The 12827-nt window shown below is 72.3% G+C and carries 14 protein-coding genes and 2 riboswitches; of the genes, 4 read left to right on the top strand and 10 right to left on the bottom strand.

Translation table 11 applies throughout. The features are described from left to right. The 5 genes from gcvH to DWB05_RS05055 all read right to left on the bottom strand — a co-directional run bounded on the left by gcvH (position 1) and on the right by DWB05_RS05055 (position 3674). Entirely contained in the window at positions 1–375 is a 375-nt protein-coding gene (gene gcvH, locus DWB05_RS05075; RefSeq protein WP_114375638.1) for a glycine cleavage system protein GcvH, read from the bottom strand. Between the two features lie 3 nt (positions 376–378). After that, on the bottom strand, positions 379–1500 hold the full coding sequence (gcvT, locus tag DWB05_RS05070) for a glycine cleavage system aminomethyltransferase GcvT (protein WP_232818389.1): 1122 nt from the start codon (positions 1498–1500) through the stop codon (positions 379–381). A 56-nt stretch (positions 1501–1556) separates the two neighbouring features. After that, a riboswitch (glycine riboswitch) is annotated at positions 1557–1696 on the bottom strand. A 3-nt stretch (positions 1697–1699) separates the two neighbouring features. Further along, positions 1700–1794: riboswitch (glycine riboswitch) on the bottom strand. A gap of 37 nt (positions 1795–1831) precedes the next feature. After that, entirely contained in the window at positions 1832–2776 is a 945-nt protein-coding gene (locus tag DWB05_RS05065; protein WP_114375634.1) for a hypothetical protein, read from the bottom strand. Positions 2777–2845: 69 nt separating this feature from the next. Next, positions 2846–3400, bottom strand: coding sequence for a hypothetical protein (locus tag DWB05_RS05060; RefSeq protein WP_114375632.1), 555 nt, complete (start codon positions 3398–3400; stop codon positions 2846–2848). Between the two features lies 1 nt (position 3401). Beyond that, on the bottom strand, positions 3402–3674 hold the full coding sequence (locus DWB05_RS05055; protein ID WP_114375630.1) for a CDGSH iron-sulfur domain-containing protein: 273 nt from the start codon (positions 3672–3674) through the stop codon (positions 3402–3404). A 119-nt stretch (positions 3675–3793) separates the two neighbouring features. On the opposite strand from DWB05_RS05055, the gene ispH reads away from it, so the two are divergent. From ispH to rnhA, 3 genes are read left to right on the top strand one after another with little or no spacing between them, the layout of a single operon-like run. Then, a complete protein-coding gene (gene ispH / locus DWB05_RS05050) occupies positions 3794–4762 on the top strand; it encodes a 4-hydroxy-3-methylbut-2-enyl diphosphate reductase (protein ID WP_114375627.1) in 969 nt (322 codons plus the stop codon). A 12-nt stretch (positions 4763–4774) separates the two neighbouring features. After that, on the top strand, positions 4775–5740 hold the full coding sequence (locus DWB05_RS05045) for a homoserine kinase (protein ID WP_114375625.1): 966 nt from the start codon (positions 4775–4777) through the stop codon (positions 5738–5740). Beyond that, entirely contained in the window at positions 5724–6200 is a 477-nt protein-coding gene (gene rnhA / locus DWB05_RS05040) for a ribonuclease HI (protein ID WP_114375623.1), read from the top strand. The genes DWB05_RS05045 and rnhA overlap by 17 nt, the downstream gene beginning before the upstream one ends. Positions 6201–6254: 54 nt before the next feature. Here the strand turns inward: rnhA and DWB05_RS05035 are convergent, their stop codons facing one another. Further along, entirely contained in the window at positions 6255–6737 is a 483-nt protein-coding gene (locus tag DWB05_RS05035) for a peroxiredoxin (RefSeq protein WP_114375621.1), read from the bottom strand. Positions 6738–6796: 59 nt separating this feature from the next. After that, positions 6797–8842, bottom strand: a complete 2046-nt coding sequence (locus DWB05_RS05030) for a protein-disulfide reductase DsbD family protein (protein ID WP_114375619.1) — start codon at positions 8840–8842, stop codon at positions 6797–6799. Between the two features lie 163 nt (positions 8843–9005). On the opposite strand from DWB05_RS05030, the gene DWB05_RS05025 reads away from it, so the two are divergent. Then, positions 9006–9575 carry a YqgE/AlgH family protein gene (locus tag DWB05_RS05025; protein ID WP_114375617.1) on the top strand — a complete coding sequence of 190 codons (570 nt, stop codon included), beginning with the start codon at positions 9006–9008 and terminating at the stop codon, positions 9573–9575. A 28-nt stretch (positions 9576–9603) separates the two neighbouring features. Here DWB05_RS05025 and DWB05_RS05020 read toward each other — a convergent pair whose 3' ends face one another. Genes DWB05_RS05020 through DWB05_RS05010 form a run of 3 tightly spaced genes read right to left on the bottom strand, consistent with a single transcriptional unit; the run spans position 9604 to position 12825 of the window. Continuing rightward, a complete protein-coding gene (locus DWB05_RS05020) occupies positions 9604–10839 on the bottom strand; it encodes a multidrug effflux MFS transporter (RefSeq protein WP_114375615.1) in 1236 nt (411 codons plus the stop codon). A 40-nt stretch (positions 10840–10879) separates the two neighbouring features. After that, entirely contained in the window at positions 10880–11752 is an 873-nt protein-coding gene (locus tag DWB05_RS05015; RefSeq protein ID WP_114375613.1) for a TIGR01459 family HAD-type hydrolase, read from the bottom strand. After that, positions 11749–12825 (bottom strand): quinone-dependent dihydroorotate dehydrogenase, encoded by a 1077-nt coding sequence (locus tag DWB05_RS05010; protein ID WP_114375611.1) that lies wholly within the window; start codon positions 12823–12825, stop codon positions 11749–11751. Before DWB05_RS05010 ends, DWB05_RS05015 begins: the two co-directional genes overlap by 4 nt. Positions 12826–12827: the final 2 nt, after the last annotated feature.

Genomic DNA, 12827 nt, shown 5'->3' with positions numbered 1-12827 from the left:
TCACAGGGTCTCCAGGTAGGCGGCGTAGGCGGTCTCGTCCATCAAAGCCTCCAGTTCCGCCGCATCCGAAGGTTCGAGGCGGAAGAACCAGCCCTCCTCCAGTGGTGAGGCGTTGACCAGGCCCGGGTTGTCCGAGAGGGCGTGGTTCACTTCCACCACCTTGCCGGAGATGGGGGCGTAGATGTCGGAGGCGGCCTTCACGCTCTCCACCACCGCGCAGGCTTCGCCCGCCGCAACCATGCGGCCGACCTCGGGCAGCTCGACGAAGACGACGTCGCCGAGCGCCGTCTGCGCATGGTCGGTGATGCCGACGGTGGCGACGTCGCCATCGAGCCTGATCCACTCATGGTCCTTGGTGAACTTCATCTCGCTCATGGCTCAGCCGGTCCGGTTGCTGCGTTTGTAACGGTGGGGGACGAAGGGCAGGGGATGGATGCGGGCGGGAACGAGCCGGCCCCGCAACGAGAGCTCGACGGGGGTGCCGTCGCGGGCAAAAGCGGTTGCTACGTAGCCCATGGCGACTGGGCCACCGAAGGAGGGGCCGAAGGTGCCCGAGGTGAGGATCCCGATCGGCGTGCCGTCGGGGCCGACCACCTCGGTGCCGGATCGCGCCGGCTGGCGTCCCTCGGGCACGATGCCGACGCGCAACCGCGCGGGCCCCTCGTCGAGTTCGCGCCTGATCCGCTCCGCCCCGGGAAAGTCCCAGGCGAGACGGCGGCGCTTGCCGATGGTCCAGACGAGGCCCGCTTCCACCGGCGAGGTGGTCTCGTCGATGTCGTTGCCATAGAGGCACAATCCGGCCTCGAGTCGAAGGCTGTCGCGCGCGCCCAGGCCCGCCGGGGCGACGTCCGCATCCGCAAGCAGGATTTCGGCGAGCCGGATCGCGTCCTCGGCCGCGACGCTGATCTCGAACCCGTCCTCGCCGGTGTAGCCGGAGCGCGAGACGAGGGCGGAGACGCCCGCCACCGTCGTCTCCGCCACGCCGAGGAAGGGCAGCGCAACGGCCGCTTGGGCGCCGGCGCGGGCGAGCACGGCCTCGGCCGCAGGTCCCTGCAGCGCGATCAGCGCGCGGTCCTCGAGCGGTGTGACGGTGATCGCGTGCGGCAGGAGCGTGCGCAGACGACCGAGATCGACCGCCTTGCGCGCCGCGTTCAGCACGAGGAAGAACCGATCGTCAGCCAGGCGGGCGATCATCGCGTCATCGAGGACGCCGCCCGAATCGGTCGTCAGCAGGGCATAGCGCTGCCGGCCGGGAGGCAGCGCGACGAGGTCGGCCGGGGTGGCGCGCTCCAGCGCCTCGGCTGCGCCGGGCCCCTCGACCAAGACCTGGCCCATGTGCGAGACGTCGAACAACGCGGCCTTGGCGCGACAGTGCGCGTGCTCGGCGAGGATGCCCGCCGGGTACTGCACCGGCATCGCGTAGCCTGCGAAGGGGACGAGGCGCGCGCCGAGACGGCGGTGCAGCGACTCGAGCGGGGTGGCGAGCAACGTCTCGGTCACAGGCGCTCCGCAAGGCCCTCGCGCCGCAGGCCCCATGCCCGCGACTCGCTGGCCCCCCTCTGTCCCGTGACCTGAGAGATTCGCGGACCCCTCGAGGCCCGCTTACTCCGTCGGTGCGTCGGCCGCCGGTTGCGCTGGGCAGGCTTCTCGTGAGCCCTCTTGCAGCGCCTGCCGGCAGCCGCCGGCTTTCCAGAGGTCCGATCCCTGGGCGGTCCCTGGTGCCTGAGCGTTTCCGGGGGCCGGTTGCGCCTTCGGCGGCGCGGGCGAGCCCGCGCTCTCTTCCGCCCGGGTGGTCCGGACCCCGCCGTTGTGCCCGACTCCCGGCTGCGGTTCAACTCCGGATCGGCGACGTGCCGCGTTCTGCTGCATGGGCGCCGAGCACGGGGGTGGCGGCAGCAAGGTAGGTTTCCACCTCCGACGCCTCGACGCGCAGCACGCTGGCCGCCTGCTGCGGCGACAGCCCGACCAAGCGGACGAGTCGCCAAGCCCGCCGCCAGGCGGTGGGCAGGGCGGTGAGGCCGGGAGGAGCGGGGGGGGCCGCTTCCGCCGCATCGAGAGCGGCGATCAGACGCTCCTCGAACGTCTCGTCCACGCCGGGTTCGGGCGGCAACGCCTCCGGGCCTTCGGCGGCCTCGGCGGGCGCGGAGGCCAGGCTGTCCAGCCGGTCGACCAGCAGCCGATAAAGCCAGGCGAGGAACGCCTGGTCATCCGCCGGCGCCTCGCCGTGGCGAGAGAGCGCGTCCAGCACGACCTCGTCGATCAGTTCGCGCGCCTCGATCAGGTCGGCGGCCGCGATGCCCCGCTCGGCCATCGCCGCCAGATCCTCGGCGGCGAAGCTCCTGAGGCCAGGCAGATGGCGCGCGATGCGGGCAGAGAGGCTTTCCAGGGCGTCCCGCCGCTCCGGCTGCAGGCCGTGCTTCAGCGCGCGCAGCCGTGCCCGGCGCTCGGTCCGACGCCAGTCGCCCTCGCGGCGCAACGCGGCAAGGTGACGCTCCGCCTGGCGGGCGAGCTCATCGAAGGCCCCGCGCAGGGCGGGCAGCACCGAGTCCCCCTCCTCGTCCGCCGTCAGCACGCCGCCGGGAAGGCGAAGCCTCAGGGCCACGCGGTAGGCTTCGCGTCGGCGGCTCCGTTCCAGCCGGCCGGCGAGGGCGATCCGCTCCTCGCCGAACCCCGCGATGGCGGGCTTCAGCCGACGCTCGGCGAGTTCGGCGACCGTCTGCCGGAGATCGGCCTGGGCGGCGCCGGAGATGCCACCGAAGCGGAGGTCGATGCGCATGGGCGGTTGGGATCGTCTGCTGTCTTGCGGTCGGGCAACACCTCGTCTCGAGCCGAGCGGGCAGGGCGCTCAGCGCGGGCGGGCGGCGATCAGCCTGCGGTTGGTGGCGAGTTCCTCTTCGTTCAGCTGGAAGCCGACGAGCACGGTGTAGTCGGAGGCCCGTTCACCGGGCCTCAGCGGCAAATCGACCGTGACCTCCTCGCCGCTCAGGCGGAGCCGGGAGCGGTTGGCGGGGAACTCGACGGGGATCTCGAACACCTGCTTGGCCGGAATGCGGCCCGAGGGGTCGGCGACGGCCACGAAGTAGGGCACCGTCAGGGTTCGCCCGGGTGCCGCGGGGCCGCGCATCACGTCGATGGTCGGTGCCAGCGCCACCCGCACGCCTTCGCGGCGGCGCTCCAGCGGCTCGCAGCGCCCCGTCACCGCGGTGAGCTTGGCCTCGACCACGAGGTCGGTGAGATCGCGACCGGCGCCGCGATAGCGTCGCAGATCGGAGGTCTCGGCGGTGCCGCCGATCTCGGGGCAGTCGAGCCGCCGGGCCTCCGTCTGGGCACCACCGCCGCCGAACATCCCGCAACCGCCCACGGCGAGGGCGACGGCAAGCCAGACGAGAGGGCGGGGCATGTCAGCGGTCGCCGGCGAGGAGCTCGTTGTGGCTGCCGTCGCAGAAGGGCGGCGTCTTCGTCTTCTTGCAACCGCAGAGCCAGACCGTCTCGTCCTTCTCGGCTTTCCACATCAGCGATTTGAGCCCCGTTCCCTTGTGCGCGCCGTCGCAGAAGGGCTGGGTGGCGGAGAGCCCGCAGGAGCACCACCAATACTTCTCGCCGGCCTTCACCTCCACGGGATAGGGCGCGGCCTGCGCCACCTTCGGCAGGGCCTCCCGCACGCTCTCGCTCATCACTCTTCGCCTTGTGTCCTGCGTCGTCCTTTCGCCCGGGGCGACGATGCCGCTTGCCCCGGCCGCGTTCGCAGGCACTATGGGGGCCGAGGTGCAACCCCGCAACCGGGCCGCGACCGATGACCGACGCCAAGCCCCCGCTCACCGTCCTGCTCGCCGGGCCGAGGGGGTTCTGCGCGGGGGTGGATCGCGCGATCAAGATCGTCGAGGAGCTGCTTCGTCGGCACGGGCCGCCCGTCTATGTGCGGCACGAGATCGTGCACAATCGGTTCGTGGTTGAAAGCCTCGCCGCCAAGGGAGCGGTGTTCGTCGAGGAACTGGACGAGATCCCGGAGGAGGACGTGCGGGCCGGCGCGCCGGTGGTGTTCAGCGCGCACGGCGTGCCGAAATCCGTGCCCGAGGCGGCGCGCGCGCGCGGCATGGTGCAGGTGGACGCGACCTGCCCGCTGGTGACCAAGGTGCACCGCGAGGCGGAGAAGCATTTCGCCAAGCGCCGCCACTTGTTCCTCATCGGCCATGCCGGCCATCCGGAGGTGGTGGGCACGATGGGCCAGCTCCCGCCCGGCGCGGTGACGCTGGTGGAGGACGTCGCGGACGCCCGCCGCGTGGCGCCGCCGCCGGAGGCCGAGGCGCTCGCCTACATCACCCAAACGACACTCTCGGTCGATGACACGGCGGAGATCATCGCCGTCCTGCGCGAACGCTTCCCCGACATCGAAGGCCCCCGCCGCGAGGACATCTGCTACGCGACGACCAATCGCCAAGCGGCGGTGAAGGCAGTCGCGCCGCGCGCCGACCTGGTGCTGGTGATCGGCGCGCCGAACTCATCGAATTCGCAGCGTCTGGTCGAGGTCGCGCTGAAGACCGGGGCACCGGCCGCACGACTGATCCAGCGCGCGGCCGACCTCGCCGCGGTTCCCCTTGATGGCGTCGCCACCCTCGGCCTCACCGCCGGTGCCTCCGCCCCCGAGGTGCTGGTCGAGGAGGTGATCGCCGCCTTGCGCGAGCGCTTCGCGGTCAGCCTCGAGGAGGTCGTGGTCGCCGAGGAGGACGTCACCTTCCGCCTGCCGGCCGCGCTTGCCGTCTGACGCGGTTTCCGAATGGCGGTCTACACGGAGGTTTCGGACGAGGCGCTCAGCCTGTTCCTCGAGCGTTACGACTTGGGCGGGCTCGTCTCCTTCAAGGGCATCGCGGAGGGGGTGGAGAACTCGAACTTCCTGCTCGCCACCGAGCGCGGCCAGTTCATCCTCACCCTGTACGAGAAGCGGGTCGATGCGCGGGACCTGCCCTACTTCCTCGGCCTGATGCAGCACCTCGCCGCGCGCGGCGTACGCTGCCCGCTGCCGGTGCGGGATCGCGAGGGGAGGCTTTGGGGCGAGCTCTGCGCCCGCCCCGCCGCCATCGTCACCTTCCTGCCCGGGGTGTGGCCGAGACGGATCCGCAACGAACACTGCGCCGCCGTCGGTGCAGCACTCGCCGAACTGCACGAGGCGGGCGCGGGCTTCGGGCTCGAGCGGAAGAATGCGCTCGGGCCCGGCGGCTGGCCGCCGCTGCTCGCGGCCTCGCTCGGCCGGGCCGACGAGGTCCGGCCGGGGCTCGGCGAAGAGCTCGTCGACTCGCTCGAGGCCATCATTGCCGCCTGGCCGACGGGGCTGCCGCGCGGGCAGATCCACGCCGATCTCTTCCCCGACAACGTGTTCTTCCTGGGCGATGCCGTGTCGGGGCTGATCGACTTCTATTTCGCCTGCACCGACCTCCTCGCCTACGACCTCGCGGTCTGTCTCAACGCCTGGTGCTTCGAGCCGGACGGCTCGTTCAACCTGACCAAGGGGGCGGGGATGATCGCCGCCTACGAGGCGAAACGGCCGCTGTCGCGCGAAGAGGCCGAGGCTCTCCCCGTGCTGTGCGCGGGCGCGGCGATGCGCTTCCTGCTCACCCGCCTGCACGACTGGCTGAACCACCCGCCCGGCGCCTTCGTCACCCCGAAGGATCCGCTCGAATACCTGCGCAAACTCCGCTTCCATCGCGGTGTGAAAACGGCGGCGGACTATGGCCGCGGCGCGTGAGAAGCCCCTGATCGAGGCGTGGACGGACGGCGGCTGCAGGCCGAACCCCGGCCCCGGCGGCTGGGCGGCGATCCTGCGCTGGCGCGATCACGAGAAGGAGCTCTCGGGCGCGGAAGCGGAGACCACCAACAACCGGATGGAGCTCACCGCCGCCATCGCCGCGCTGGAGGCGCCGAAGCGCCCCGCCCGCATGATCATCCACACCGACAGCGAGTATCTGCGCAACGGCGTCACCCGCTGGCTCGAGGGCTGGGTGCGGCGCGGCTGGCGAAACGCGGCGAAGGACCCGGTGGCGAACCGCGATCTCTGGGAGCGCCTGCTCGCCGCGGCCGCCCGTCACGAGGTGGAGTGGCGTTGGGTGCGCGGGCATGCCGGAGACGAAATGAACGAGCGCGCCGATCGGCTCGCGACGGCGGCGCGCGAAGCCCTGCTCGCGTCGCGCGAGAGGTCGGCGGGCTGACCGGTTAGCCTCCCGCCCCTCTCCGTTCGCTTGCGGACGCTCCGGCGCGCCGGGTCAGAGAGCGGCCAGCACGGCCTCGGCCTTGGATACCTCGAAGCCGCCCGGCTCCTCGACGCCGAGATAGGTCACCACGCCGTCCTTGACGATCATCGCGAAGCGTTGCGCGCGGATGCCGAGCCCGCGCGCGGTGAGGTCGAACTCGAGCCCCAAGGCCTTGGTGAACAGCCCCGACCCGTCGGCGAGGAACATGATCTTGTCGATGGCGTTCTGGCTCTTCGCCCACGCCTCCATCACGAACTGATCGTTCACCGCCATGCAGGCGACCGTATCCACGCCCTTCGCCTTCAACGCATCGAGATGCTCGAGGAAGCCCGGCAGGTGCTTGATCGAGCAGGTCGGCGTGAAGGCGCCGGGGACGGCGAACAGCACCACCGTCTTGCCCCCGAAGATCTCCTCCGTCGTCACTTCGCGCGCGCCGTCCGCCGTGACGTGCATCAGCTTGGCGGACGGGATGCGGTCGCCGACCTTGATCGTCATCGTCTCTGGTCTCCCCTTGATGCGGATCAGCCGCCCTATAGCGGCAAAGTGCCGGCGCGTCAGCGCTGGTCGGCGACCGTGTCGCGGCGCTGCGCCCGGGCGATCGCCTCCAGCACGGCGTTTTCGGAAAGCAACTCGGGCAGCACGATGCCTTGTGGCGCGCCGGGGCCATAGACCGCGTTGAACGGGATTCCCACCCGACCGTGCGCGGCGAGGAAGGCGGCGATCGCCGGGTCGGGCCGGGTCCAGTCGCCGCGCATCACCCGCACCTCGTGCTTGAGCAGGTCGGCGACCGCGCCGCGGTTGAGGACCAACGCCTTGTTCACCTGGCAGGTGACGCACCAGTCGGCGGTGATGTCGACCAGGACGACCTCGCCTGCTCGGGCGCGCTCGGGGAGTTCCTCCGGAGCGAAGGGCAAGGCGGTGGCGTCGGCGTAGGCCGCGCGGGTCGCCGGCCCCACCCCGCTCACCAGCGGCAGGGCGACGGCGGCGACGGCAAGCGCCCCGGCGGCCGGGAGCGCGATGCGACGCCCGCGTGCGAGTGCGAGGACGACCCCGGCGATGATCAGGGTGAGCGCGACGGACAGGGCGGCTGTCGCTCCGACCTGTGCGGCGAGCACCGAGACGAGCCAGACCGAGGTGCCGGCAAGGAGAAGGCCGAGTACGAGGCGGAGCCGAACCATCCACGCGCCCGGCCGCGGCAGCCAGGCGATGGCGCCGGGGGCGAAGGCGAACAGGATCCAGGGGGAGGCAAGCCCCAGGCCGAGGGCGGCGAAGACGGCAAGAATCTCGGCAGGGCCGCGCGACAGCGCCCAGGCGGCGGCGGTGCCGACGAAGGGAGCGGAACACGGCGTGGCGAGCAGGGTCGCGAAGGCCCCGGTGGCGACGTCCCCGAGCAGCCCCCGCTTCGGCGCAGCGTCCGCGGCCACGCCGGCCCAGGCGGGGGCGGGAACCGAGAACAGGCCCCAGAGGTTGTAGGCGAAGAGGGCGGTCACCGCCGCCATGAAGGCGAGGAACAGGGGCTCCTGGAACTGCACGCCCCAGCCCACGGCGCCCCCGGCGGCGCGCACGAGGGCGAGTGCCGCCCCGAGCAGCACCATCGCCCCGACCACCCCGGCCGCGGTGGCCGCGAGCTTCGTCCGCACCACTGTGCGGTGTCGGCCCGCCAGGGCGGCCACGCCGCTCACCTTCATCGCCAGCACCGGCAGCACGCAGGGCATCAGGTTCAGGATCAGGCCGCCCGCGAGGGCGATGAGCAGGATCGGCCACAGCCCCGCCGAACCGCGGGCAACCGTGGCGACCCCCTCGACCGCGAGCCCGCCATCGACCAGGGTCAGGCGAAGGGTCTCGGCCGCAAGCGGTGCGGAGGACGCGAAGTGAAACCGCGCGAGCCGCCCCCCTTCGGCGAGCGAGACCGTCGGCGCCGGCAGGTCGGGCGCACCGGCCGCTTCGACGAACAGGTCGGGCGCGGCGAAGGGAAGCGGGGCCCGTGCGGTCACGGTCAGGCCGCGCGCACCCATCTCCGCCGCGAAGGCGATCGACGCCGCCTCTGCCGGGGCGGGAACGCGGCCGAGGAAGCGACCGATCAGGTGCGCGGCGGCAGACGGCGCGCCCTCGCCGCGATCCAGCGCCAAGAAGAGCGCGGCCGCGCCGGGGACGCAGATCTCGCGGCAGACGAGGTACGACACTTCGGCGCGGAACATCGCCGGCGCCCCGGCCTCGGCGAGCCGGGCCTCGACCGGCAGCACGACCTCGCCCTCGTAGCCGAAGCTCTGCAGGCCGAAGAGGGTGAAACGCCTCGGCGCCGGCCACAGGATGGTTGCCGCGGCAAGGTTCTCCGACCCGTCCCAGGCGATCTCCGGCGGCAGGCCGGCTGTCCCTGGGCTTCGCCAATAGAGTTTCCAGCCCTCGTCGAGGCGCACATGAAGGCCGAGACGCACGGTATCGCGCCGTTCCGCCACACTGTCGACTGCGGAGACCAGCCTGAGGTCGGCGCGTTCGGCGCGCACCCACTCGCCGAGGCCCGGCGCGGCGCGCCCAGCCGTCGCCGCGGCGAGGAGCGCGACGCAAACGAGAACCAAGGTGCAAAGGCGTGCGACGGCCATGGCGTTTCCGAGGCGAGACCGTGCGTGGCGCGCCGCAGGGGCGCAAGTCTGCCCGCGCCGCTCTCGCGGCGGATTGACCGTGTTGTGGCCTGACCATCCCGCGGGGTTGTTCGCCACCTGACCCGCCCGACATGCTAAAGTGCGATCCATGGGAACAACGGCCATGTCCATCAGTGGATCCGGCTACCTGACGGGACAGGTGCTGATCGCGATGCCCGGCATGCGCGACCCGCGCTTCGCCCAGACGGTGATCTATCTGTGCGCCCACTCGGCCGACGGCGCGATGGGCCTCATCATCAACAAGCCGCTCACCGGGCTCACCTTCGAGGGTCTTTTGAAGCAACTCGGCATCGAGCCCGTGCCGCCCTCGCGGACCATCCGCATGCATGCGGGGGGGCCGGTCGAAACGGGGCGCGGCTTCGTGCTGCACACCACCGACTGGATCCAGGAGGGGTCGCTCAAGGTGGACGAGGCGTTCGCGATCACCGCCTCCATCGACGTGCTGAAGGAGATCGCGCGCGGCGGCGGCCCGCGCCAGGGGTTCCTCGCGCTGGGCTACGCGGGCTGGGGCCCCGGCCAGCTCGACGATGAGATCGCGCAAAACGCGTGGCTCTCCGCCCCTGCCGACGAGGCGCTGCTGTTCGGTGCCGATCTCGGCGCGAAGTGGCGCGAGGCGCTTGCACGGCTGAAGGTCGACCCCCTGCTGCTGTCGGGCTCGGCCGGCCGCGCCTGAGCGCGTTGGGCGCGACGGCGAAGCGGCGCTAGAGCAGGGCCCGGCGGCTGCCGACGAACAGGATCGCCTGGCAGAGCGCGGCGGAGGCCAGCATGGCGGCGGCGGTGGCAACGCCGGAGCCGGTCTCCGTTGCACCGACCAGCACGGTCGCCAGCGCGCCGAACCCCATCTGTAGCGCCCCGGCCAGGCCCGAGGCCGTGCCGGCGAGGCCGGGCCGCACGCTGACCGCGCCGGCGAGCGCGTTCGCCTGGGCGATGCCGTTGCCCACCGCCATCAGGAGCGCCGGCCCGAACAGGTTGAGCAAGGAGGGCGGGCGGAGAAGCACCAAGGCGAGCGCGAGTGCCGCGCCGAGGAAGGTCAGGGCCGTGCCGAACCGGAGCAGACGGACGATGCCGAAGCGTTGCGCAAGACGCGCGGTGATCATGTTGCCCCCCGCATAGGCGATGGAGACGAGGGCGAAGGCGAGGCCGTAGGTGGTGGGGGCGAGGCCGAGGCCGGAGACGACAACGAAGGGCGCGCCGCCGAGGAAGGAGAAGAACACGCCCGAGGAGGCGGAGAAGGCGCCTGCGAACAGCAGGAACCCGGGCAGGCGGAGGAGGCCGAGATTGGCGCGCAGGAAGCCCGCCACGCCGGGAAGGGGGTGCGGCGCCGGCAGGGTCTCCTCGAGCCTGAGCAGCACGGCGGCGAGCAGCGCCGCCCCGGCGAGCGCGGTGAGCAGCAGGATCGCGCGCCAGCCGAAGGCTTCGTCGAGCAAGCCCCCGACCACGGGGGCGAGCATCGGGGCTGCCGTCATCCCTGCCAGCACGAAGGCCATGACGGAGGCGGCACGGTCGCGCGGGAAGCAGTCGCGGATCATCGCCCGCGCCAGCACCATGCCCGAACAGCCGCCCACCGCCTGCACGATGCGACCGAGGATCAGCCCGCCCACCGTGGTGGCGAAGGCAGAACCCAGCGAGGCGGCGAGGAAGAGGGCAAGCCCTGCCACAGCGAGCGGCTTGCGCCCGTAGCGGTCCGACAACGGCCCGTACAGCAACTGGCCGACCGCGACCCCGGCGAGATAGCCGGTGAGCGCGAGTTGCGCCGAAGCGGCCGGCACGCCGAAGACGTGGGCGAGCCCGGGTAGCGACGGTACCAGGATCTGCAGGGTGAACGGCCCGATCGAGGTGAGCGCCACCAGAAGCCAGGTCGGCGGGGCGGGGCGTAGGCCTCGGGCCGGAGCGGCCTCGGCGGTCACGTCGGCGCCGGCGTCATCGCGCGGGCTCATCGCGCAAGCCTAAGGGGACCTGTGGCTGGCGGCCAGCCGCTCACCAGCGGAAGGCCGCGAGCGCGGCCACCGGGGCAAGCCCCGCGCGAGCGACCGCTGCCTCCAGGACGGGCGCGGGCGGCAGTCCGCCCGCGGGGGCGCCGAGCTCCGCCGCGTGGATGCCGCCGATCACCCAGGCGGAGTCGATCCCGGCCGCTTTGGCCCCCGCGATGTCGGTGCGCAGCGAGTCGCCCACGGCGAGGACGCGGGCGCGATCCGCCACACCGAGCAGGTCGAAGACGGTGCCGTAGATGGCGGGGTCGGGCTTGCCCACCGCGCGGACATCGCCGCCGAGCCCGGCATAGGCTTCCGCGAGGGCGCCTGCGCACAACACGCGCACCCCGCCGCGTATCACCTCGAGGTCGGGGTTGGCGCAGATCATCGGCAGGCCGGCCGCCCGGCAGCGGTCGAGCAGCGGCAGGAACTGCTCGAGCGTCTGCCCGGCGAGATGGTCGTCGGGACCGGTGTTCAGCACGAAGCCCGCCTGTTCGGGTTCACGCGCCTCTGGCAGGCCGAGCGTGTCGAACACGTTGCGATCGCGCGCGGGACCCAGGTGGTAGAGCGGCGGGGTGAGGCGGGCGAACCAGGGGTCGGTGCGATCACGCAACGCCCGGTGCACCGCCTCGCCCGAGGTGAGGATGGCGTCGTAGAGATCGTCGCCGATACCCATCGCGCGCATCGCCGCCGCCGCCGCCTCGGCCCGGCGCGGCGCGTTGGAGAGCAGCACCACGCGCTTGCCGAGACGTTTCAGGCGTTCAAGCGTGTCGATGGCGCCCGGATAGGGCGCCACGCCGTCATGCACCACGCCCCAGAGATCGACGATGAAGCCGTCATAGGCCTCGGCGAGCGGGGCGAAGCCCTCGAGCAGCCTCATGCCTGCGCCTCGGCGAGATCGGCGCCGACGGCGTCGGTGACGGAGGCGAAGCCGTCGGCAGCGATGCGGGCCGAAAGTCCCGCCAGGATCCGCCCGACCAAGCCCGGCCCTTCGTAGATCAGCCCGGTGTAGAGCTGAACGAGCGACGCCCCGGCGCGGATCTTGGCGTAGGCTTGGTCGGCCGAGGCGACCCCGCCGCAGCCGATCAGGACCAGACGCCCGCGGGCGAGGCGGGCCGCCTCGCGCAGGAGCGCGGTGGAGGGGGCGAAGAGCGGCGCGCCGGAGAGACCACCGGTCTCGCGCGCGGACCGGCTGCGCAACGAGGGCGGCCTTGCGATCGTGGTGTTCGACACGATCAGCCCATCGACACCGTGCGCGATCGCGGTGTCCACGATCGCTGCGAGGGCGGGGCGATCGAGATCGGGCGCGATCTTCACCAGAAGCCGCGCTGTCGCCGCCCCGCGCGCCGCCTTCGCCGCCGCAAGCAGGGCGGCGAGCCGTTCGGCCTCCTGCCAGTCGCGCAGGCCCGGCGTGTTGGGGGACGACACGTTGAGCACGCAGCCTTCGACGAGGGGGGAGGCTTCCGCCACCAGCCGCGCGGTGTCGGCGACCGGATCGGTCGAGTCCTTGTTCGGTGCGACGTTGAGGAAGAGCGGGCCGGGCAGAGGCCCTTCCGCCCGCAGCCGCTCAAGCCGCCGCTTCACCACCGCCCAGCCGGCCGAATTGAGGCCGAGGCGGTTGATCACCGCGCGATCCTCGGTGAGCCGGAAGACGCGCGGGCGCGGGTTGCCCGGCTGGGGGCGGAGTGTGACGCCACCCGCTTCGATGAAGCCGAAGCCGAGACCGAACAGCGGGCGAATCGCCTCGGCATCCTTGTCGAACCCGGCGGCGAGGCCGAGCGGATTGGCGAAGCGGAGCCCCATGGCGGAGACCGCAAGACGCGGGTCCGGGGGCGGCGGGGCGACGGCGACAAGGCGATGGCGCAGCGCGGCAAGCGCGGCGCGGTGCGCGGTCTCGGGGTCGAGACAGCGCACGAGCGGCATCAGGCGCGAGACGAGCGAGGAGGGAACCATCG

The organism is Elioraea thermophila (ex Habib et al. 2022) (assembly GCF_003336755.1).
In the GTDB taxonomy this organism is placed as follows: domain Bacteria; phylum Pseudomonadota; class Alphaproteobacteria; order Acetobacterales; family Acetobacteraceae; genus Elioraea; species Elioraea thermophila.
Note: the sequence above shows the minus strand (reverse complement) of the source record. Positions and strands in the feature narration are given on the sequence as shown.

Coding starts and splice junctions, on each gene's coding strand:
- gcvH (WP_114375638.1), bottom strand. CDS start 375: ATGAGCGAGATGAAGTTCACCAAGGACCATGAGTGGATCAGGCTCGAT.
- DWB05_RS05065 (WP_114375634.1), bottom strand. CDS start 2,776: ATGCGCATCGACCTCCGCTTCGGTGGCATCTCCGGCGCCGCCCAGGCC.
- DWB05_RS05060 (WP_114375632.1), bottom strand. CDS start 3,400: ATGCCCCGCCCTCTCGTCTGGCTTGCCGTCGCCCTCGCCGTGGGCGGT.
- DWB05_RS05055 (WP_114375630.1), bottom strand. CDS start 3,674: ATGAGCGAGAGCGTGCGGGAGGCCCTGCCGAAGGTGGCGCAGGCCGCG.
- ispH (WP_114375627.1), top strand. CDS start 3,794: ATGACCGACGCCAAGCCCCCGCTCACCGTCCTGCTCGCCGGGCCGAGG.
- DWB05_RS05045 (WP_114375625.1), top strand. CDS start 4,775: ATGGCGGTCTACACGGAGGTTTCGGACGAGGCGCTCAGCCTGTTCCTC.
- rnhA (WP_114375623.1), top strand. CDS start 5,724: ATGGCCGCGGCGCGTGAGAAGCCCCTGATCGAGGCGTGGACGGACGGC.
- DWB05_RS05035 (WP_114375621.1), bottom strand. CDS start 6,737: ATGACGATCAAGGTCGGCGACCGCATCCCGTCCGCCAAGCTGATGCAC.
- DWB05_RS05030 (WP_114375619.1), bottom strand. CDS start 8,842: ATGGCCGTCGCACGCCTTTGCACCTTGGTTCTCGTTTGCGTCGCGCTC.
- DWB05_RS05025 (WP_114375617.1), top strand. CDS start 9,006: ATGTCCATCAGTGGATCCGGCTACCTGACGGGACAGGTGCTGATCGCG.
- DWB05_RS05020 (WP_114375615.1), bottom strand. CDS start 10,839: ATGAGCCCGCGCGATGACGCCGGCGCCGACGTGACCGCCGAGGCCGCT.
- DWB05_RS05015 (WP_114375613.1), bottom strand. CDS start 11,752: ATGAGGCTGCTCGAGGGCTTCGCCCCGCTCGCCGAGGCCTATGACGGC.
- DWB05_RS05010 (WP_114375611.1), bottom strand. CDS start 12,825: ATGGTTCCCTCCTCGCTCGTCTCGCGCCTGATGCCGCTCGTGCGCTGT.